13 protein-coding genes are annotated in these 20,687 nt (G+C 69.9%); 5 read left to right on the forward strand and 8 right to left on the reverse strand.

Annotated features, from left to right (window positions below; all coding sequences use genetic code 11):
- Nucleotides 1–505: 505 nt before the first annotated feature.
- Entirely contained in the window at nt 506–943 is a 438-nt protein-coding gene (locus IF28_RS39605) for a hypothetical protein (RefSeq protein WP_199809091.1), read from the forward strand.
- 375 nt (nt 944–1,318) lie between these two features.
- Here IF28_RS39605 and IF28_RS0135350 read toward each other — a convergent pair whose 3' ends face one another.
- From IF28_RS0135350 to IF28_RS0135390, 7 genes are all read right to left on the reverse strand, one after another.
- Nucleotides 1,319–3,268, reverse strand: coding sequence for an FHA domain-containing protein (locus IF28_RS0135350; RefSeq protein ID WP_030229405.1), 1,950 nt, complete (start codon nt 3,266–3,268; stop codon nt 1,319–1,321).
- Nucleotides 3,269–3,324: 56 nt separating this feature from the next.
- Complete coding sequence (locus IF28_RS0135355) at nt 3,325–4,962, reverse strand: serine/threonine-protein kinase (protein WP_030229407.1); 1,638 nt, start codon at nt 4,960–4,962, stop codon at nt 3,325–3,327.
- 152 nt (nt 4,963–5,114) lie between these two features.
- The gene (locus tag IF28_RS0135360) at nt 5,115–5,312 is read right to left on the reverse strand and encodes a hypothetical protein (RefSeq protein ID WP_030229410.1); all 198 of its coding nucleotides are present in this window, start codon (nt 5,310–5,312) and stop codon (nt 5,115–5,117) included.
- A 1,323-nt stretch (nt 5,313–6,635) separates the two neighbouring features.
- Entirely contained in the window at nt 6,636–7,511 is an 876-nt protein-coding gene (locus IF28_RS0135365) for a sigma-70 family RNA polymerase sigma factor (RefSeq protein ID WP_030229412.1), read from the reverse strand.
- Nucleotides 7,508–7,891: a VOC family protein gene (locus IF28_RS0135370; protein WP_030229414.1), complete on the reverse strand. Its 384-nt coding sequence runs from the start codon at nt 7,889–7,891 to the stop codon at nt 7,508–7,510. Before IF28_RS0135370 ends, IF28_RS0135365 begins: the two co-directional genes overlap by 4 nt.
- Before the next feature lie 506 nt (nt 7,892–8,397).
- Nucleotides 8,398–9,783, reverse strand: a complete 1,386-nt coding sequence (locus IF28_RS0135375; protein ID WP_030229416.1) for an NAD-dependent succinate-semialdehyde dehydrogenase — start codon at nt 9,781–9,783, stop codon at nt 8,398–8,400.
- Nucleotides 9,784–11,195: 1,412 nt separating this feature from the next.
- A complete protein-coding gene (locus IF28_RS0135390; RefSeq protein WP_030229418.1) occupies nt 11,196–12,068 on the reverse strand; it encodes a helix-turn-helix domain-containing protein in 873 nt (290 codons plus the stop codon).
- A 370-nt stretch (nt 12,069–12,438) separates the two neighbouring features.
- Here IF28_RS0135390 and IF28_RS0135395 point away from each other — a divergent pair, with 370 nt between their 5' ends.
- From IF28_RS0135395 to IF28_RS0135405, 3 genes are all read left to right on the forward strand, one after another.
- On the forward strand, nt 12,439–13,653 hold the full coding sequence (locus IF28_RS0135395) for an MFS transporter (RefSeq protein ID WP_063829367.1): 1,215 nt from the start codon (nt 12,439–12,441) through the stop codon (nt 13,651–13,653).
- Between the two features lie 730 nt (nt 13,654–14,383).
- Nucleotides 14,384–15,076, forward strand: a complete 693-nt coding sequence (locus IF28_RS0135400) for a response regulator transcription factor (protein WP_030229423.1) — start codon at nt 14,384–14,386, stop codon at nt 15,074–15,076.
- Nucleotides 15,073–16,524 carry a sensor histidine kinase gene (locus tag IF28_RS0135405; RefSeq protein WP_030229426.1) on the forward strand — a complete coding sequence of 484 codons (1,452 nt, stop codon included), beginning with the start codon at nt 15,073–15,075 and terminating at the stop codon, nt 16,522–16,524. Before IF28_RS0135400 ends, IF28_RS0135405 begins: the two co-directional genes overlap by 4 nt.
- A 206-nt stretch (nt 16,525–16,730) precedes the next feature.
- On the opposite strand, the gene IF28_RS0135410 is transcribed toward IF28_RS0135405, so the two are convergent.
- On the reverse strand, nt 16,731–18,881 hold the full coding sequence (locus tag IF28_RS0135410) for an MMPL family transporter (protein ID WP_030229428.1): 2,151 nt from the start codon (nt 18,879–18,881) through the stop codon (nt 16,731–16,733).
- Nucleotides 18,882–19,875: 994 nt separating this feature from the next.
- Between IF28_RS0135410 and IF28_RS0135415 the strand changes: the two genes are divergently transcribed.
- On the forward strand, nt 19,876–20,487 hold the full coding sequence (locus IF28_RS0135415) for a restriction endonuclease (protein ID WP_406710859.1): 612 nt from the start codon (nt 19,876–19,878) through the stop codon (nt 20,485–20,487).
- Nucleotides 20,488–20,687: the final 200 nt, after the last annotated feature.

The raw sequence follows: 20,687 nt of genomic DNA on the forward strand, positions 1-20,687 counted from the left end.
TCCTCGTACATACCAATAGACACCAGAGTGTCGTGGCGGACGAACAGCCCGGCGCCGACCCCGTACACCACCGGCTCCACAACAACCCCAAGCCACACAAGCGAACGTCATCGGTGACGCCCTCGGGCACCAGATCGCCTTCGAGGAGATCACTCCGGACGAGTTCCGGAGCCTGTCCCAGGGACGGCACCCAGCCCGGCCGTCGACATGCTGCTCGCCGCGTGGAGCACCACAGCGGTGGCCGCCATCCTCCAGACGGCACCGCGAACATTCCGCCACTGGGCCACCGACCACGCCACCGCATTCACAGAGAACTCCGAGGATTCGTAACCCCGCCGAAGCCCTCAGTGGGCGTTGAGTCCGTTTCTGGTAGCGGCCACTCAGGGCAACCCTGAAACGTTCTAGGTACCGCAGAGGCGCCGCGTACAGCAGGGTTGCAAGTTCAGTCAGCTTCGACCCGACGGGAGGCGCCTGCATGCGCGGCGCGATAAGAACCGTACTGGGCATGGCCGCCACAGGCATGCTCGTTCTGGCGATGAGCAACCCGGCAGCCGCTGCCACGATGGAGTACGACACCGCGGTGAAGGACACGACGTCGGTCAACGACTACTACTGCGTGGTCAAGGACGACCTCTGGACCACCGCCCGTGCCTGCTTCAAGCCGTACGGCGATGTCCTTTTCGCCGGCGACGAATTCAAAGACGGCGCCTCCGCCACCACCCAGTGGCAGAACGAGCTCCGTGACAGCAACGGGAACTGGGGGCTCTACCGCAAGGGAAAGTGCACGTGGTCGGGCGGTTCCGGCACCCAGGGGTCCTGCAACAAGGAGATGTACGAGTACAGCAGCAAGAACGCCCACGGCGGCGTGGGCAGCCGGGTGCGGGTCAAAGCATGCGTCGGCGACTCGTGCAGCCCGTGGAGCCGTTGGATCCTCAACGCCTGAGCAGGCACCTGATGTCGATTCACGCCGACCGTTTCAACATACCCAGGCTCTGGCTGTCAGGCTGCCCTTTGCCGGAGATGATCGGCAGGATCCCGCGCCATAGCAGTTCCTTCCGGTTGGGGTTGCCGTCGTAGCCCTTGTCGCCCAGGAGAGCATCGGGGCTCTTGCGGGGGTAGCCGACGCGACCGGCGGGACTCCGTCCACCAGAGCGTGGGCCTGGGTGACGTCGTTGGCCGTGATGGAATCGGGCGGGACTTCGGTACGCGTCTGCGGTAGGAGTCCCTGGCCCCGGCCGCCCGCGTCCACGCCGGACCCTGCCCCGCCTTGGGGTTGTTCAGCCGGCGGGGCATCGGGGGACCTTCCCGGACCCGGCGGTCAGGCCGGGCCGAGGAGGGCCGAGGTGCGAGGATCGGTAACCGGGGCGGGCGGTGCGGCGGGGACGAAGACCGGCGCGTCCTGCTGGTAGAAGAGGTCGATGTCCGCCTCCTCACCGCCGACGATCAGCGTGTCCCAGGCGCCGCTCTCCTGCAGGGTGCGCAGGGTTGCGGGGGCCAGGGTGGAGAGGTGGGCCCGCAGTTCCCCGTCGTCGGGCAGGCCGGGCAGGCGCGGCGCGAGGCGGTCGCGGATCGAGCGCATGCGGTCCAGGAGGGTCTCCAGGTCCCCCTCGGCCGGATCCCCGGATGTCTGCTGCCGGGGCACCGACGGTCCGGCCGTTTTCTCCATGCTGCGGTCGATGATGTCCTTGATCGCGCGGGTCGTGCCCTGCTCGTCCGTGGTGACCATGGCGTTCCACGCGCGGCTCTTGTGCCGGTACTGCAGCATCGACATCGCGGCCTCGTGCCGGATGAAGTCCGCGTCGCGCAGGGGGCGGCCCCGCCAGACGCGGCTGAGGGAGCGGGCCAGGGAGACGGCGGAGGCGAGACCGCTGTTGAGGCCGCGGCCGGGCCAGAAGTGGATGGCGTTGGCCGCGTCGCCGAGCAGGAAGCCGTAGGTTCCGGGGCGGTCGGCGGTCGGGCGGGTGAGCTGCGCGGTGAAGCGGGGGCGCTGCACCATGTCCAGGCGGAACGAGGTGATCGCGCTCAGGTCGTCCTCGGGGACGGCGAACAGCCGCAGTCCCTCCTGGATCCGCTTCCACAGCGGTGAGCCGCGCAGCAGCGCGGGCAGGAACAGCGTGCCGTGGGTCGGGCAGACGAACTCGTTGTCCTCGTGGCGGCTCATCACGCAGGGGCGGGCCGCGATGCATTCCTCGAAGACCTGCCGCACCGGGTCGATGCCGATGACGTTGCGTGCCTCCTCGCGGGTGAGCCGCATGTTGAGGAAGCCTTCTCCTCTCAGGGAGTTAAGCAGGAACCGGTTCTGCGCCACGGTCAGCAGGACGCTCATCGGGTCGGAGAGGCGGGATTTGACGCGCAGGCCGAGCACCACGTCCTGGAGGTGTTCGCCGTCGAGGGAGTAGATGGAGGCGTCGGCGGCGCCGAAGCGGTCGGCGAAGTGCTCGCGGGTGCGGGAGCGGCCGCCCTCGCAGATGACCAGGACATGGTCGCGGGCGATGAGGTGTTCGTGTTCGGAGGGGTCGAAGCGCCGGGGCACCAGCCGGACGGCGGGCTTGGTGTTGGCCAGCCGCAGCAGCTGGTCCTCGATGTAGGCGATACGGATGTTGCGCGGCGGACGCCCGTCCACGGAGTCCGGCCCCAGCGGCCACATCTCGGAGAACTCGCGGCTCTCCCCGAAGAGCGCCGTCTGCATCTCCTCCGTGAGCGCCAGGTACTGCCGGCTCTGCACGGTGACGACCTGCTGGCGGCGGACGTTGCCGTGGGTCTCGTCCTTCCAGACCACGTCGGCGCCGTCGCGCACCCAGCGGCCGTCGTACACGGTCACCGAGACGCGTCCCGGCAGCGCGCTTTCCAGGAGCAGTGCGAAGGCGAGGCCGACGGGGCCGCCGCCGCTCACCGTGACCCGCAGGACGCCGGGGTCGACGGCGGCGTCGGCGCGAGGGAGGGCGAGCTGGGAGAGGTCCATGACGGTCTCCACGGCCTCCTGTGTCTCGAACAGGAAGGTCTCGTCACCGATGCGTATGGTGTCGCCGGGCGTCAACTCGTGTCGTGTGACACGTTGTTCGTTGACGTAGGTGCCGTTCCTGCTGCCGCGGTCGTGGAGGACGTAGGCCCCGTCCTCGGTGACGATCTCGGCGTGCAGCCGGGAGGCGCTGACGCTGACGATGACGACGTCGTTGTCGCTCTTGCGCCCGAACGTCAGCGGAGCGTCGCCGAGGACCACGCTCTGACCGGTGAAGGGGCCGCTACTTCCCACGATGACCGACAGCACGGATACTCCTTAGGGATGATCAAGTTCGTTCAAGTATGGACGAGGCAGTGCCGGGTTCACGCACCGTCTGCTCGGCAAGTCACGGAGAAGGCAACCGAGTTGGACGTGGCGTCGAACGGTGACTTGATCTCCACCGCCATCGCGCTGCTCAGCGTCCCCTCCTGTGCGTACGCCGACAGCCGCACCGTCTCCTTCTTCGTGTCCGACTCCCCCTCCCTGAACGACAGCGTCCGCCACTGCCGGTCCACCACCGCCCCGTTCACCGACACCCACCGATAGGAGAACTGCACAGGGATCTGCGACGTCGTGAACGTCGCAGTGAACCAGGGCGCCCGGCCCTCCCCCGCCGGACAGCTCCCCTCGTAGGCGGTCGCCCCGCCCGCCACCGTCACCGACACGGGCTGTGCGGCGCTCCCGCCGTCCCCGTCCTTGTCACTGTCCTGGCCCACGAGCGCGTAGGTCAACCCCGCGCCGAGCAGCACCAGTACGGCGCCGGCCGCGCCGACCAGTCGGGTGGTACGACGCTTGCGCCGCCCGGCGGTGAGTGAGGGACCGGTGGCGGGCAAGGGCTCCGGCACGCCGAGCGGCGGGCCGAAGACACCGAGCGGCGCCGGTACCGTCGGCTCCTTCGCCTCGGCACCGCCCGTCGTCCGGTCCGAAGGAGTCGTGGCCGTCACCTCCTCGTCTGCCACGGTCGCGGCGGTATCCCCGGCGGGGAAGGGCTCGTCGGCGGTCAAAAGCTCCTGGGCAGCCGTCACATCCGCCGTCAGCGCGGCGGTGACGGCGGATGTGACCGCGGCATCCGTGAGGACGGCGCTGGTCGCGGTGCCGGTCTCGTCGGTGGCCGGCACCCCCGCGACCGTGCGCAGCCGGCGGGCGGCCTCCTGGGCCGCCATGCGCTCTGCGGGGTCCTTGCGCAGCAGACCCTCGATGACCGCGGTGAGCGGTCCGGCGCGGTGCGCCGGCGGCAGTTCGTCGTCCACGACGGCTCGCATCGTGGCCAGTGCGCCCGTCCGACGGAACGGCGAACGGCCCTGCACGGCCGTATAGAGGAGGGCCCCCAGCGACCACAGGTCCGAGGCATGGCCCGGCGTCCGGCCCAGCAACCTCTCCGGGGCCACGTATTCGGGCGAGCCGACCACCTCACCGGTCATCGTCAGCGCCGTGTCGCCCTCCAGAGTGGCGATGCCGAAGTCGGTGAGGACCACCCTGCCCTCGTCGGCGAGCAGCACGTTGGCGGGCTTCACATCACGGTGCAGGACCCCCGCGCCGTGCGCGGCGCGCAGGGCCGCCAGCACCTCGGCACCGATGCGGGCGGCCTCCTTCGGCATCAGGGTGCCCTGCGCGCCGATCACGTCGGCGAGCGAGCGGCCGCGCACGAGTTCCATGACGATCCACGGCCGTCCGTCGAAGGTGACGACGTCGTGCACGGTCACCACACCGCGGGCGCTGACCCGCGCGGCCGCCCATGCCTCCCGCTCCAGCCGGGCATGCATACGGGCGCTGCGCTCGGCGGGAAGGTCGAGGGAGGCGCGGACCTCCTTCACCGCCACCTCACGCTGCAGCACCTCGTCGCGGGCGCGCCAGACCGTGCCCATACCGCCCTCGCCGAGCACGGACAGCAGCCGGTACCGGCCGGCGACCAGCCGCCCACCACCCCCGGCGTCCGAAGAGACCGCGTCCTTGTTCTGCATCGGTGTCCACTCCCTGTCCGTGCCAACTGCCGTGCTCAGTATGTAAGTACACCGGCAGGCGCCTCGTGACAGGGTGACAGAGCGGCACGGTCTTGGCGGCCGCGTGAACGCTGTGGTCGTTCCGCACCGGCCTCACCACAGCCGGCCCTGCGTCACGCACGGAACGGGCCGGCGACGGCGTCCGCGAAGCCCTCCGCGAAGCCCTCCGCGAGGGCCGTCCGCACGGACGTGTCCAGGAGGACTGTGCCCTCCTGCCCGTGGGCCGGCCCGGCCGCCGCCCGGACGACGGCCCTCAGCTGTACACCCCGGAACGTGTCCGCAAACGCCTGCCCGCCGCCCGCGGCGTACACGCCGGCCAGCGCGCGTCGCCGACCGCACGGGCGTGGGCCTTCTTCTTTCTTTCGGCCTTGCACCGGTTGAGGCGCTTGATGCGGGTGTACTGCGTCACGGCTTCCCGTACCGCTACGACGACATCAAGCCGTGCCTGGCGCTACAGGTGACGCCCGCGGTGATCGTTGAGGAGCCGTCAGGCGGCCGCTGGACGAGGTGCGGCCGACAGGCGAGAGGGCTTCGCCCGGGTTGCATCCCCCCTTTCGCCGGGGGCGCGCCGCTCGGGTTCGGGCCCGTTGGCAGCGGTGTCCTTCGCAAACTGCTGTCCGCCGGCCCGGGCACAGCCCGCTCCGGTGAACTGCGGTCCCTCGCTGATGGCCGGGGGGTGTGGCCTGCGAGGGCCTGAGCGCTCGTCGAGGCCCCTACAGGGAACCGGCCCCGCGGCCTCGGTCACGATCGGGCGGCGCGCCGGGAGGCTCTTTTCCTGTCTCACGGCACCGAGTACAGGGTGCCGGCTCAGACGGTGCTCCGTAGTGCCATGGTCCTTCGGCCGGTTGTTGGCCGGCCCTGCGGCCAAAAGGGCCGACCTGACACTCCAGGGAGGTCGGCGCTCACCCGAGCCGTCGACGCCGCTGTGACTGAGCGCCAGATCTGTTCAATGAGCACGGAACTTGTCGTGCTGTGCATTCGAGTGGGCAGACAGGACGGCCCTCGTTGAGGCTGACCTGGACAGTTTCGTCGATCAATGAGGGCAGCGCGCCGAAAGGGTTTGCCACAAGGCTGGATGCCGACGATGATCACCTCATGACGACCAGAAAGGGCCATGCCCTCTAGGCGTCCCGCTCCGCTCTCCACAGCTCGCGCGCCGCCCGACCGCAACTCACCGCAGCGACCGCCGGCCGTGACCGCCCACGAAGGAGAGCCCGCCCGTGCAGAAGACTGCCCTCATCCCCTACGCCCACCTCCCGCGGGCGCACCACAACCGCCACGTCCTGACCAGTACCGTCGACGTCTTCGGCGCCGCCCACTGGCTCCTTGCCGAGCGTGCTCCGCAGCCCGGCGGCGATGTCCTGCCCTTCACTGGCAACTGCGGTTATCCGGACTTGCGGAATTGCCCCGGATTCGGAATGTCCCTCTGCATGGTGAGGCCAGCCACTTCGGTCCCACGGTCCTGTCTCCCGCGGTCCGCTGCGGACGAGTGTGCTGTCTCGGAGGCATAGCGCCGGGGCACAGCCCGTGCGGCTGGCCACGGCGGATGGCGTGTGGACTCGATGCCGGAGGAGCGTGGTTCCGCCACCGCGCCGGACACCGTCCTTTCGGTGTGCGAGGTGCCCGACACCGGCTCAAATCTCGGCGGGCAGATGGATCGAGGCCAGTTTGGCCGGGTCGACGACGATGTGGATGCCGGTGATCCGGCCTTCGGTGACGGTGAAGGCGATGAGGGAGAGAGGGGTTCCGTCGGGGCACCAGGACATGTGGCCGGGGATGCCGTTAACCAGCACGGGCCGATTGCGGGCGACCTCGCCGGAGAACATGCGGGCCCCGGAGGCGACCTTGGTGGCGCCGAGGGTGACGACCACGCCGTCGGAAGTGTCGACGGTCAGTTCCACGTTCGGGTCGAGGACACGCAGCAGTGCTTCGAAGTCGCCGTTGCGGGCGGCGGCGCCGAATGCCTGGACGACCTCTCGGTGCTCGCGGCCGGAGCCCGCCGGTCGGTCCGTGGCGTGGACCTTGCGGCGGGCGCGGCTGGCGACCATCTTGGTGGCGGCGGTGGACTTGCCCAGGATCCGGCCGATTTCGTGGAACGGGACTGCGAACATGTCGTGCAGGACGAACGCCAGGCGCTCGCTCGGGGTGAGCGAGTCGAGCACGACGAGCAGGGCGAGGCCGACCGAATCGGCCAGCGCCGCCTGCTCGTCCGGCGCGGGGTCATCGTCGGGTATCACCACGAGGTTCGCGAACTCTTGCTCGTAGGCGATTTCGGGGTGGGCTCGGCGGGATCTCAGGAGGTCCAGGCTGATTCGGCCGACCACCGTGGTCAGCCAACCCGCCAGGTTGCCGATGGTCGCCGCGTCCTGACGGACGAGGCGCATCCAGGCTTCCTGGACCACGTCCTCGGCGTCGGCGTGCGAGCCCAGCACGCGGTACGCGACGGCGCGCAGCCGATCGCGCTGGGCTTCGAACGCCTTGGCCACAAGGCCGGACGGGTGGGCGGTCACGGCTTCCGCTGCTGACGGAGCGAGACCCGGTTGCCGTCCGGGTCCACCGCCTCGATGCGGACCCCGAACGGATAATCCTCGGGCTCGGACTCTTCGAAAACGACGCCGCGCTGACGCATGATCTCAAAATCCTTTCGCAGATCGTCGGATTCGAGGATCAGCGGACCGGGGGCGCCCGCTTCCCCCGGCTGTCCCGCGGCCGCCGCATGCGACCACAGGATGATCTGCACCGGGCTGTCGGGAACCCCGACGGTGAGGAACCGTCCGTCGGGCCCCGGGAAGTCGAGCCGTTTTTCCAGGCCCAGTCCCTCGGTGTAGAACTCCAGTGCGCGGTCCTGATCGGTGACGTAGATCGTCACGTACATGATGTTGGTCAGCATCCTGCTCTCGATTCACTCGTTGATGCGACCGTTCGTATGCGGTCGTCGCTCTCATGACGAGTGCCAGCGGGAGAAGGTAACAAGACCGGTCCGCGGGAGCGGAAACGGAACACGCCTCAACGCTGGTACCTGACAAGCATCGTGCGGGCTTCGTGTCGCTCTGCCGTCCTCTGGGCGGGCAGAGCGACACGTGGCACGGGAAGGGCATCAGGAATGCGAACCTACAGGAATTCGCGACGTGCGAAGTCCGCTGCATAGCCGGCACGAGCGCGGATGCCGACCCTGTTGAGCCGTACTGTCAGGTGGCTTGCGGTCATGGCCTGTCCGGCGCGACCGCCCGGGAAGAGCCACGGACCTGGCTCGTTCTGTCCCAGGACAGCGAAAGCCTGCCGGTTGTTGGCGAGTTCGAGGAGCAATGTCCCCCAATCCGTGCAGCAGTCCCATTCTTGATTCAGTTTCGATGCGGGGATTCCGGCCGGCGCCGCAGTGTGTATCGTTCGGCGAGGTCAGCCGAGGGCCGGCTCCTCCGGGGCCAGGCTCACCAGTTTGCGGTTGACGAACTCCCCGAAGCCGTACTCGGAGAGTTCGCGGCCGAAGCCGGACCTCTTGACGCCGCCGAACGGTATCTGAGGTGCGGTCCAGGCCGGCCGGTTGATGAAGACCATGCCGGCCTCGATCCGCGCTGCCACGGCGCGGGCGCGGTCGAGGTCCTCGGTGAACACGGCCGCGACCAGCCCGAAGGGGGTCGTGTTCGCCAGGGCGATCGCTTCCTCCTCCGTGTCGACCACGTAGAAGGCGGCCACCGGACCGAAGAACTCCTCCAGGTACGCCGGATTGGACTCGTCGATGCCCGTGAGGATCGTCGGCTCGAAGTAGAAGCCGGGCCGGTCGATCCGGTTCCCGCCCTGCAGGACCGTGGCTCCGTGCTTCCGGGCGTTGTCGACCTGGTCGGTCAGGAAGTGCAGGGAGCGCTGTGAGGCGAGCGGGCCGAGCGTCGTCGCCCTGTCCGAGGGATCGCCGGCGGTGAAGGTGTCCAGTCCTTTTCGGAAGGCTTCCAGGAACTGCTCGCCCCGCTCCTCCCCCACGACGATGATGCGCTTGGTGGAGACGCATGTCTGACCGGTGTTGATCATGCGTGCGCCCAGCGCGCTCTGCACGCTCCGGGCCAGGTCCCCGTCCTCGAGGAGGATCAGCGGGTCGCTGCCCCCGAGTTCCATGACGACCTTCTTGAGGTTGCGGCCGGCCCGCTCGGCCACCACCTCTCCGGCGCGTTCGCTGCCGGTGAGGGTCACGCCCGCGATGCGCGGGTCGTCGATTATGCGTCCGACCTGGTCGTGGGTGGCGAAGACGTTCGTGTACGCACCGGTCGGCGCTCCTGCCCTCTCGAACAGGTGCTGGAGGGCGAGTGCGCTGTGCGGAACGCTCTCGGCGTGCTTGACCAGCATGACGTTGCCGGCCATGAGCTGGGCCGCCGCCACTCGTGCGACCTGGTAGTAGGGGAAGTTCCACGGCTCGATGCCGAAGATGATGCCGATGGGCTCGGTGTACACCACCGCCCCGGGTGCCTCCGGCAGTTCCTTCGGTGCGAGGAACTGCTCGCCGTGATCGGCGTAGTAGTCGAGGATGGACGCGGCGAGTTCGACCTCGGCTTCGGCCTCGCCGACGAGCTTGCCGACCTCGAGTGTGAGGTAGCGGGCGTACTCGTCGCCGGCCCGCAGTTCCCGCGCGGCGGCCTTGAGGATCGCGGCGCGCTCGGCGACCGGGCGGTGCCGCCAGTCCTTCTCATAGGTGGAGTGGGCGGTGGTGAGAGCGGTGGCGAGGTCGGCGTCGGAGATGCTCTCGAAGGTGGCGACGAGCTCGCCCGAGGCGGGGTTGACGGTCTTGTACTGCATGAACCATTCCTGTTCCGTGGAGGGTTGGGGCGTCGTAAGGGTGGGGGTCGTCGAGGTTCGCCGGTGCCGGCGGCGGCACGTGCGGCGCTCGGGGCCGCTGCTTGCGCCGCGTCGTCTCAGCCGTGTATCGCGGCGAGGTCGGGCGTGGCGAAGTCCTCGTCGCTCGGGTCGATCTCTGCGGCCTTGAGGTTGTCCTCCAAGGTGGGCCGGGCAGGGCGTGCTGGGGATCGGCAGGATTACGGGAGAGCGGCGCAGCAGCCAGGCCGGAGCGAGCCGGCTGATCGTCGCTCCGGTACGCCGTACCAGGTCCGCGAGTTCGCCCGCGGCCGGTGAATCCGGTGCCGGCCAGTGGCCATCGGGGAATGAACGTCTTTTCCCGGGGCTCGGCGTGGTCGAGTATGTCGGCCGCGGAGCGGTCGACCAGGTTGTGCACCGAGGCGACGGGTGTGACGCGTTGAGCGGCCTTGATCTGGTCGAACGGTGACCTCGGGCAGGTCGATGTGGCGGGTCTTGTCTTCGTCCTGGAGGCGGGCGGGCTCTCCGGCTTGGTCGTCGAGTGGCACCTCGGCGTCGGCACGGTGCGGTTGGGGCGGGTCGGTCCGCTCCACGCCCAGGTGCCGGGGGCTGGGTTCGGCCTGCCGGCGAAGGTACTCGGGGCGCCCGATCGGTACCCGCTCGCCGGGGGCGGGAGACGCCCGTCTTCGTCGCGATGGCCAGGTGCTCCGGGTAGGGGTGCAGTGCCTTGCGGATGGGGTCGTGCGTGACGAACGGTCTGTAGCTGTCCGCCGTGTCGATCAGACTCACACCGAGCTCTGCCGCGCGGCGCAGGACGGTGATCGCGTCGTCCACGTCGTGCGGATATCCGGACATGCCGGGGCCGGTGAGCCGCACGGTTTGGAACCTGAGACGGCGGAGGTCCAGGTCGCCGTCGGTGGAGAAGGTGGATGCGGGGAGGGTTGTTGTCATGTCAAGGCCTATCGATAGCTGTCGCGGAACTGGGCAGCGATGGCGAGGGGAGTCCGACGGACTCAACCCCCTGCGTCGTGCTGCTCGACGCGTAGACATTAATTCGAAAACCACCGTAGTACGAACATTGTCGAACTAAAGAGCCGGCCATACTGCGAGATCCGTCGAATTGCCGGTCTCGTGCGGCGGCGTCCGGCCGACCGGGCGATCGCCGACCGCATGCGGGCACACTCTCGCCGCCGACGGCCCCCGCGGCGCAGCCCGTAGGGTGGCGCCGACGCATGAGCCCGGTCGGATCCAGTGCGCGGGCTGCGGGTTTCGGCGAGAACCCGGCTCGCGTACCTGACTCCGCGGTCGGCGGAATGCCTGAAGTTCACACCGGCCACGCCGGCGCCGGCCGCACGGCCCGTGTCCGGGACGCGAGGCCAAGGCCCCGTGACGGCCGGTCAGCTTCCGGTCTGCCCGTGCAGCACACCGCTTGCCGCCACGGCGGCCAGCAGTTGCAGGCCGTCGTGCGCCGGGGTCCCCGGTTCGGCGAAGTAGGTCAGGATCGAGATGCCCTGGCTGTCGGAGACGGTGAGGTACTCGTAGCCGAGGTCAAGACCGCCGACGTCCGGGTGCCGGAAACGCTTGCGCCCGGTGGTGAGTGGTTCCACGTCGTGCGCCGCCCAGCGGATACGGAAGAAATCGCTGCGGGTCGACAGCTCTCCGACCAAGTCGGTGAGGCCCTTGGAGTAGGGGTTCCGCCCGGCCGCCGCGCGCAGCAGGGCGGTGACCGAGCCAGCCACCTCGTCCCAGTCCCTGTGCAGCGCCTTGCCTGCCGGGTCGAGCAGGATGAACCGGGCAAGGTTCAGTGTCGTTCCGTGCTTCTCGGAGCGGAACAGGTCGCGGTACAGGGCGCGGGCCAGTGTGTTGGCCCCCAGCACGTCCCCGTGCTCGTTGAGCATGATGGCAGCAGCGCCCGTGATCGTGTCGAGAAGCGTCAGCAGGCCGCCCCGAACCGTCGGCGTCCTCGCCGGTGACGATCTGTGTGCCGGCCCCAGGGCGCGGACCAGGTCGAACAGGTGGGTTTGCTCGATCTCGTTGAGTTTCAGCGCCCGGGCGACGCCGAACAGCACCTCTTCGGAGGCGCCCTTGGCTCGGCCCTGCTCCAACCGGGTGTACCACTCGACACTGACACCCGCCAGGACGGCGACCTCGTCGCGGCGAAGGCCGGGAACGCGCCGCCGGACGCCGGCCGGGACGAGGCCGACCGCCGACGGAGCCAGCTTGTCTCTGCGTGATCTCAGGAACTGGGAGAGCTCTCGTGCCGCGTTCATGACGGCAGGCTATGGCCCCGGTCGCTGTCCAACCAGACAGTGTCAGTACCACCATCGGCGCGGCCTGGCTGGTCCTTCGCGCGCGGCCTTCACTGGCAGATGTCCGACCCGGACAGCCGATGGACGATTCGGCTGCGCACATCGAGAGGCGAGGAAAGCCATGCGTGCAGCACCCCCGGCCCGAGGGCAGGCCGGGCCCGGCGGAGCGGCGGGTCCGTCACCCCTTCGTGCGGGCAGCCCGTCGAGCAGGCCGGGATGGAGGGCGTCGAGGTCCGCGCGGCGCAAGCTCGACACCTGCACGAGCACTTCAGCACTTTGACGCTTTTCGTACTTCGATGATGTTCGAACTTGTAAAGAAGAGGTCCTACCTGTGTCCGCTCGCACCCTCCTGCTCGCCGCAGGGGCCTTCACCGTCGGCACCAGCGCCTACCCAGTGGCCGGAGTGCTGCCCGAGATCAGCAACGAGATGGGGGTGTCACTCGGCGCCGCCGGCCAGTTGTCGACGGCGTTCGCGCTCGCCTACGCCGTCGGCGCCCCGCTGGCGGCCACCCTCTCCGGCCGCTGGGACCGGCGTACCCTGCTCGTCGGCGCCCTGCTCCTCGCGGCACTGGGCAACATGCTCACCGCACTGGCCCCCAGCTACCCGCTGCTGTTCGCCGGCCGCATCGTCGCCGCACTCGGCGCCGCCGCCTACACGCCGGCCGCCACACTCGTCGCCACCTCGTTCCATCCGCCCGGGCAACGCGGCCGTGCCGTCGCGATCGTGTTCGGCGGACTCACCGCCTCGCTGGCACTCGGAGTGCCCGCGGGATCGGTCCTCGGCGGCCCGCTCGGGTTCCGCGGAGTGTTCGCCCTGGTCGCGGCCGCAGGACTGCTCGCGGCGGTCGGTGTGCGGCTGCTGGTGTCCGCCGTCCCCGCGCCGCCGCCGGTCACCCTGCGGGAGCGGCTGCGGGTGCTGCGCGACCGCACCGTCCAGGCCGTCCTGCTGGTGACGGTGGTCAGCGTGCTCGGCTTCATGAGCGTCTACACCTACGTCGTGCCGCTGCTGACCCGGTACACCGTCACCGGCGGTGCCGTGAGTGCCCTGCTGCTGGTCTACGGCATCGGCGCGCTGGCCGGCAACGTGTTCGGAGGGTGGGCGTCGGACCGCTACGGGCCGCGCCGTACCGCTCTCACCGCACTCGGCCTCGCCGTGGTCTCGCTGGCTACCCTGCCGCTGACGCTGACCACCGTCACCGGCGCGGTGTCGGCGCTGTTCCTGTGGAGCGTGGCGGCCTGGGGGTTCAACCCGCCGATACAGAGCCTGATGCTGGAGGCCGCAGGTGAGCAGGGCGCGCTCGCTCTCTCGCTCAACGCCTCGGCCATCTACCTGGGTTCCGGACTCTCCGGTGCGGTCGGTGGTCTAGTCGTCTCCGGGCCGGGGGTCGAGGCCCTGCCCACGGTGGGCGCCGGCACAGCGCTGATCGCCACGGTCGTGCTCGGGGCCCACGTGGGCACCTTCCGGCGCGCGCAGCGCCGCCCTCGGCCGGCTGCGATGCGGTCACGGACGGAGCGGGAGCCGGACCTGCAGAAGGAGAGCTCGTGACTTGACGCTCCCGGCGTCCGAATCCGCCGGATACGGCGGTGGCCGGCCACCACCGGCTGACGGCCTGCGCCCCTACGGTGCCGGCCAGCCGCGGCCGGCACCGTGTCACGGACGCCCTGGACCGCCTCCTCGGCCGCACCAACCACCAGCAGATCCGCGGCACGATCCGCCGAACGTCTCGTCCCGGCGCTTGCCGACGGCCCAAGCACTCCCGGCAGAAGAAACCGGGCCCGCTCGCAGACGCCCCGGGGGGGGTGCCCCGGGTGCCACTCACAGACGCCCTTCCACATCCCGTCGGACACAGAGCCGCACCGTTCGAACCGGGGCGACGGATCAACGTCGCCCCTTCATGGCCAGTCGGGCACACGCAGGCGTCGAGGTCGAAGGTGGTGAGGATGAGAACGCGTGTCCTGGCCGTTCCGCGGAATCCGGCTGTCTGCCGTGTCACCTCGATGCCGCCCATGTGCCGGCATCCAGATTTCCACCAGCACCACGTCCGGGCAAAAGCCAGCGTGCGCTCTCCACAGCTTCGGCACCGGTGCCGGCCTCGCCCACCGCGGCCAGCCCGGGAGCGGTGTCGATGAATACTCGGAAGCTTCCTCGAAGCAGGACTGGTCACTGGCGACGAGTACAGGCAGGTCGGCGTCTCCGTCGAGCGCTCTAATCTTGGTCTCAGGTTGATCAAGGACGATGAGCGGCAAAAACATCGACTGGAAGGGGGCGGGCCGGCGTGCGGATCATGATCGCGGATGATGACGCGGCCATCCGTGAGTCGTTGGAACGGGTGCTCCAGGTCGAGGGTTACGACACCAGCACCGTCTCCAACGGTTTCGCTGTGCTTGAGGGGGTCGGTGGGGCCGGCGGTGACACGCTGGATCTGTTGCTCCTCGACGTGATGATGCCCCGCCTCGGCGGGCTGGAGACCTGTCGGCGGTTGCGGGCCGCGGGTCGGGATCTGCCGGTGCTGATGCTGACTGCCCGTGATCAGGTCTCCGACCGGGTCACGGGGCTGGATGCGGGCGCGGACGACTACCTGCCCAAGCCGTTCGCCACCGAGGAGTTACTGGCTCGGGTGCGGGCCCTGCTGCGTCGGCGCACGCCGGCCGACGAGGAGTCGCACGTCCTGTCGTTCGCCGACGTCCGGCTCGATCCCGACAGGTTCGAGGCGTGGCGGGGCGGGCGGCCGCTGCACCTGACCCGGACCGAGTTCTCCCTGTTGGAGGTCCTCTTGTGCAACGCGACCCGGGTCTTGACCCGCGACGCGCTGTTCGAGGCGATCTGGGGCTTCGGTATGAGCTCCACCGCCAACAATCTTCAGGTTTACGTGAGCTATTTGCGCCGCAAGATGGAGGCGGAGGGTGAGCCGCGATTGATCTACACACTGCGTGGCCTGGGATACACGTTGCGGGAGACTCCTCCGTGAGCAGGCCCGCCTGCCGGGAGCCGCACCGGCTGATCCGATGGTGGCGTCGGCGGTCCCTGCGGGCCAGGATGACGGTGATCGCGGCGACGGCCATCGCGGTCAGTGTGTTCGTGGCCTTCCAGGTGGCCAGTGAGCTGTTGGCCTGGCAGCTGCGGGACACCGTCGAGGATCAGCTGCGCGCCGATTCCCGCGTCCTGGCGACGAACGCGGAGCGCGCCGGTCTGGCGCAGGTTGAGCTGCCGCCGTATCCCGGATCCGGCCGGCTGGTGCGGGTCATCCTGCCCGACGGCTCGATCCGGACGCCGGCCGGCCAACCCGCGCTGCCTCCGGTCAGCGAGAACGCCGGGCGCGTGGCGCGGGGCGCGTCGGCCGACCTGTTGGAGTCGAACGGCAGCGACGAAGAAGGCTACGCCCTCTACACGCTGCGGGCGGGCGACGGCGCGGTCCAGGTGGCCCGCGTCGTCGACGACGGCCCGATCAACCAGTTCGGGTTCGGCATGCTGGTGATCGGTCTGCTCTGCGTGGCCGGCGGCGCCCTTGTCGGGCGGACCGTGGCGCGGACCGGGCTGGCACCGATCGACCGGCTGACCGCCGCCGCGGTACGCGTCGCGCACACCCGGGAGCTCGACGCCGACATCCCGGACGAGGGCGGTGGGGAGATCCGGCGGCTGATCCGGTCGATCAACGACATGCTCGCCGCGCTCCGGGACTCCCGGCAGGCCCAGCGGCTGCTCGCCGAGGACGCCGCCCACGAGCTCAAGACCCCGCTCACCAGCCTGCGCCTCAACGTTGAGCTGCTGATCCGGCTCGATCGGCGCGGCACCCTGGACAGCGCACTGCCGGCGGAGAGCCGGACCCGGCTGCTCAACGATCTCGGCGCCCAGGTGGCCGAGTTGAGCACTTTGGTCGCCGAGCTGACCGACCTGGCGCGCGGTGACGTCGGCGACGAGAGCGCCGAGGTGCTCGACCTCGCCGACGTGGTGGGGGCCGCAGTGGCCCGGGCGCGTTCCCGCGTGCCCGACATCGAGGTCGCGCTCGACGTGACCTCCGTGTGGGTGAACGGGCGCCCCGCTGCGCTCGAGCGGGCGGTGCTCAACCTCATCGACAACGCCGGCAAGTGGTCCCCCGCGGACCAGCCGGTGCAGGTCCGGCTTCGCGCCGAGGGGGAGTCGGTAGTGCTCGAGGTCGACGACGCCGGGCCGGGCATCGACGCCGCCGACATGCCGCGGGTGTTCGACCGGTTCTACCGTGCCGACAGCGCCCGGGGGTTGCCGGGATCCGGCCTGGGGCTGTCGATCGTGCAGCGGGTCGTCGACGCCCACGCCGGCCGGGCCACCGTTGCCCGCTCCGCACGCGGTGGCGCGCTGCTTCGGGTCGACCTTCCGGCCGCGGCCCCGCCCTCCCCGATCGCGCGGCCCACCACCGGGGAGGACACCGCGGCGTCCTGACCCGCCCCGGCGGCGCGGCGCGGGACAAGGGACGGCGGCCCTCGGCCATGGCCCCCGTGACTCACCGTCGGGGCAGGATGACGCGATGCGCCGAGCCCGGCCCCGGCATGTGGCGCGGGACCGGAGGGCGGTGACCGTCGGGCCCACGAAAAGGATCCGGGACGGGGCCTGGAGCCCCGTCCCGGATCTCGTCGGTGCCGCCGCGGTCACCGTTGCAGCGCGGCCTCCTCCTTGTCGGCGCGCGGCTGTTGACCGTCCGGCAGCTCCGCCGCTGGACGGGACAGTCGGCTCGGCCACCACATCCGCCGGCCGATCAGCAAGGTAAGGGCGGGCACCAGGACCGACCGCACCAGCAGGGCGTCGAGCAGCACGCCGAAGGCCACCAGGAAGCCGACCTCGACCAGCATCACCAGCGGAAGTGTGACGAGGACCCCGAACGTGGCCGCCAGGACCAGGCCTGCCGAGGTGATGACGCCACCGGTGGCCGAGAGTGCTTTGAGCATGCCCTCTCTGGTGCCGAGGCGCATGGTCTCCTCCCGGGCCCTGCTGGCCAGGAAGATGTTGTAGTCGACGCCGAGCGCCACCAGGAACAGGAACGCCAGCAGCGGCACCGAATAGTCGACACCCTTGAACCCGAGGATCGTGTCGAAGACGAACACGCTGCCGCCGAAGGCCGCGGCGAACGAGACGACCACGGTGGCCATCAGGACCAGTGGGGCCAGGACCGCGCGCAGCAGCAGCCCGAGGATGATCAGGACGACGACGAGCACCAGCGGGATCACCAGCTTCTCGTCACGCCTGGTGGTCACCTCGGTGTCGAGGTTCTCCGCGCTCGGCCCGCCGACGATCGCCTCCGCCCCGCTCACCGTGTGCACGGCGGTGCGCACCCGCTTGATCGTGTCGTACTCCGCGGCGGTGTCCGGCGCGTCCTTCGGGAACACGGAGATGTTGGCCCAGCCACCGACGGTCTCCTCCGGGACGGCCATGGCCACGCCTCGGGTGTCCTCGACGACCTCGAGCACCTTCTCCTGCTGCGCCGGGCGCGTGAAGACCGTCAGCGGCTGGCCGCCGAGCTCCGGGAAGTGCTCGCGCAGAACGGTGAAGCCGGTGACCGACTCCGGCGCGGACAGGAACTGGTCCTGCTCCCGCAGGGCGCCGGTGTTGCCCGCCAGCCCCAGGGCGAGCACGCCGAGGACTCCGAACGAGCCGAGCGTCGCTACCCACCGGCGGCGGTTGATGGCGGTGCCGAGCCGTCCCCACAGCCCCGGCTTCTCCTCCACGGCCGTGCTGAACCGCGGGATGGCCGGCCAGAAGATCCGCCTGCCGAGCACCACGAGCACCGCCGGGAACAGCGTCAGCATGGCCACCAGCGCGCACAGGATGCCGGCCGCACCGATCGGACCCAACCCACTGGTGCTGTTCAGGTCCGCGACGAGCAGACACAGCAGGCCCGAGACCACGGTGGCCGCGGACGCGACGATGGCCGGCGCCGCGCCGCGCAGCGCGTGGACCATCGCGACCCGGACGTCCTCATGGTGGTGCAGTGCCTCCCGATATCGGGCGATGAGCAACAGCGCGTAGTCCGTTCCCACGCCGAACACCAAGATCGTCAGCAGGGCCGAGTTCTGGTCGTTGACCACGATGCCGAAGCCCTTGACGAGCAGGTAGACGGTCCCCATCGAGGTCAGTGCGGCCGCACCGACGGCCACCAGCGGGATGATCCACAACACCGGGCTGCGATAGGTGAGGATCAGCAGGAGCGTGACGACGGCGATGGTGGTGAGAAGGACCTGCTCGTCTATACCGTCGAAGACGGCATCCATGTCACCGTCGATCGCGCCCGGTCCGGTCACGTCCAGTTCCAGCCCGGAGGGGCGGTCCTTCGCGGCGTCACGCAACGGGCCGACGAGCTCCTCCGGTGGGCCGTAGGCCGTGCTCACATCGAGGGTGAACGTCATCGCCTTGCGGTCGGTGGAAAGGCTCGTCGGTGAGCCCTCGTCCCCCTCGTCGCCCGCCTCCGTCGTCTTCGGCGGGTACCGCTTGGCAAGGGTGTCGTAGTGACGCTGGACCGCCGCGCGGTCGGCGGCGGTCATGCCCTCGGCCCGGTGGTACACGAAGACGAACGTGCTGTCCTCACCACCGGGGAGACTGTCGTCCAGCGCCGCCACCTTGGTGGACTCGGCACCGGCCGGCAGGGTGTCCACGGCGCTGTCGGTGGTGACCGAGCTCAACTTCCCGCTCAGCGGCACCATGCCCGCCGCCAGGACCAGCCACAAGCCGATCACCAACCATGGCACCCACCGGCCTGCCAACCGACCGGCCGGCGCTCTCCCGGACGGCGCAGTGTCGACTGCCATCACAAGCCTCCTACATGCGAGTTGCATCGCTTATCTGGATGCGCACTGCCTACTGAGCGAACCTGAGACCACCGTTAATACGCTGCTCAGACCGGTCGGCCGAACCACGTGCCCAGCGCACGCACCCGCGTGACGGCGTGGGACTGCCGCACGGACAGGTGATGCCTGACCTGGTTTGCTGAGAGAATTCGGCCACCGCTTCCTGTTCGAGGAGGCCCGTACGGCCGACGAGCCGATGGCCGAGCGGACCGCCTGGAACATTTGCCGTGACAACCGCTGGTGGAGCGCGTCCGGGAAGCTCAGGGGCCGGGGCAAGAACGTCAAGGCCGGCCCTCCGGTCCACGACGACCGCGTCCGGGCCGAGATGCCCGGCGGCGGCCGTGGTGCCCTCCGGGTGCCGTCCGACGAGGGGAGCGCGGCCTCACCCTCTTTGCCCACCCGGCCACCGGCACATGAAGGGCCCCTGCCCTCCGCAGGGTGGCCGGGGTGTGGGGCAGAGCCCCGCGCGCCTTCCCTGACCTGACCTGGCCCGTTCTCCCCTTCCTGATCACGTGGAGTGCTGATGCGCTGACATGCTGTCAGTACCCCCTGTCAGTATCGGTTGTGCGGGGATTCGTTACGAGGGGGAGGCTTGTATGCCTTGGGTACGACCGTATGTGCGCTCTGACGGGACACCGGTTCGTGGGCATTCGCGGTGGGCTCCTGGAGCCAGACGGGAGTCAACGATCTTCGGTGTGGTGGCCTTGGCTGTGTTCGGGCTGGGCAACGGTGACGTGTCGGCGGGAGGTGAGGGGGCTCCGCGGCCGCAGTCGACGGTGCGGTATCCGATCCGGTTCGACCATGTCCCCGCAGCACAGGGGCCTGAGCCTCGTCCCACGGTGTCGTACCCGATTCGGTGGGAGCGGTGAACCGGCGGCGGCCGTCGGCGCGGCGGCGTACGAGGCGGCCCGGTCGTGGGCAGCGGCAGAGGGACGCGCAGCTGACCGTCTTCGTGGTGGTGGCGGCTGCCGGCATCGGTCTGGTGGTGATGGTGGTCAACTGGCTGCTGGCGCACTGGTGGGTGTTCGTCGTGGTCCTGGTGCTCGCCGTGCTGGCAGGCGCCGGGTGGCTCCACAACCACCAGCAGCGGGCCCGGTGGGAGGCGGTGCGGGCGCGTGGGTTGCGCTTCGGGCTACCGCAGTTGGATGCGCTGCACCATACGCGGTTCGAGGATGCGGTGCGGGACCTGATGCAGCGGGACGGCTGCCGGGATGCTCAGCGGGTTGGCGGTCGCGGTGACCTCGGTGCGGACGTCAAGGCGACGGACCCCTACGGGCGGCGTTGGGTGATCCAGTGCAAGCACCGTCGCAGTGGAGCCCGGGGCTCGGCGGTGGGTACGCCTGATCTGCAGGTGCTCAACGGAACGGCCAGGCAGGTGCACGGCGCGGACGTGGCAGTGATCGTCACGAACGGCCGGGTGACCGGTCCGGCCGTGGCCTTCGCCAAGCAGCAGCGGCTGCACGTCGTCGACCGCCAGACACTCGCCGTGTGGGCGTCGGGCTCGCGTCCGCTGTGGGAACTGCTGCGAGCGGTTCCGCCCCCGCGTCGCCCGACCTCTTTGAGCTGAAGAGTCGGGCAGGCCCCACGCCATGCGGCGTGGGGCACTGCGTCGTCCTCTGCTGCTGGTCCTCGGCCGGTGGCTCGCCCCGGCCGATGGTCATGGACCAGTGCACCCCGGAGGGGGCGGTCACGCTCACCGTGCCGGGCTTTTCCACCCCGGAGACGCCGACTTGGTTGTAGGTGGTCGTCGTCCTACCCGCGAGGCAC

The sequence above is a fragment of the Streptomyces sp. NRRL WC-3626 genome, assembly GCF_000718785.1.
GTDB lineage: Bacteria > Actinomycetota > Actinomycetes > Streptomycetales > Streptomycetaceae > Streptomyces > Streptomyces edwardsiae.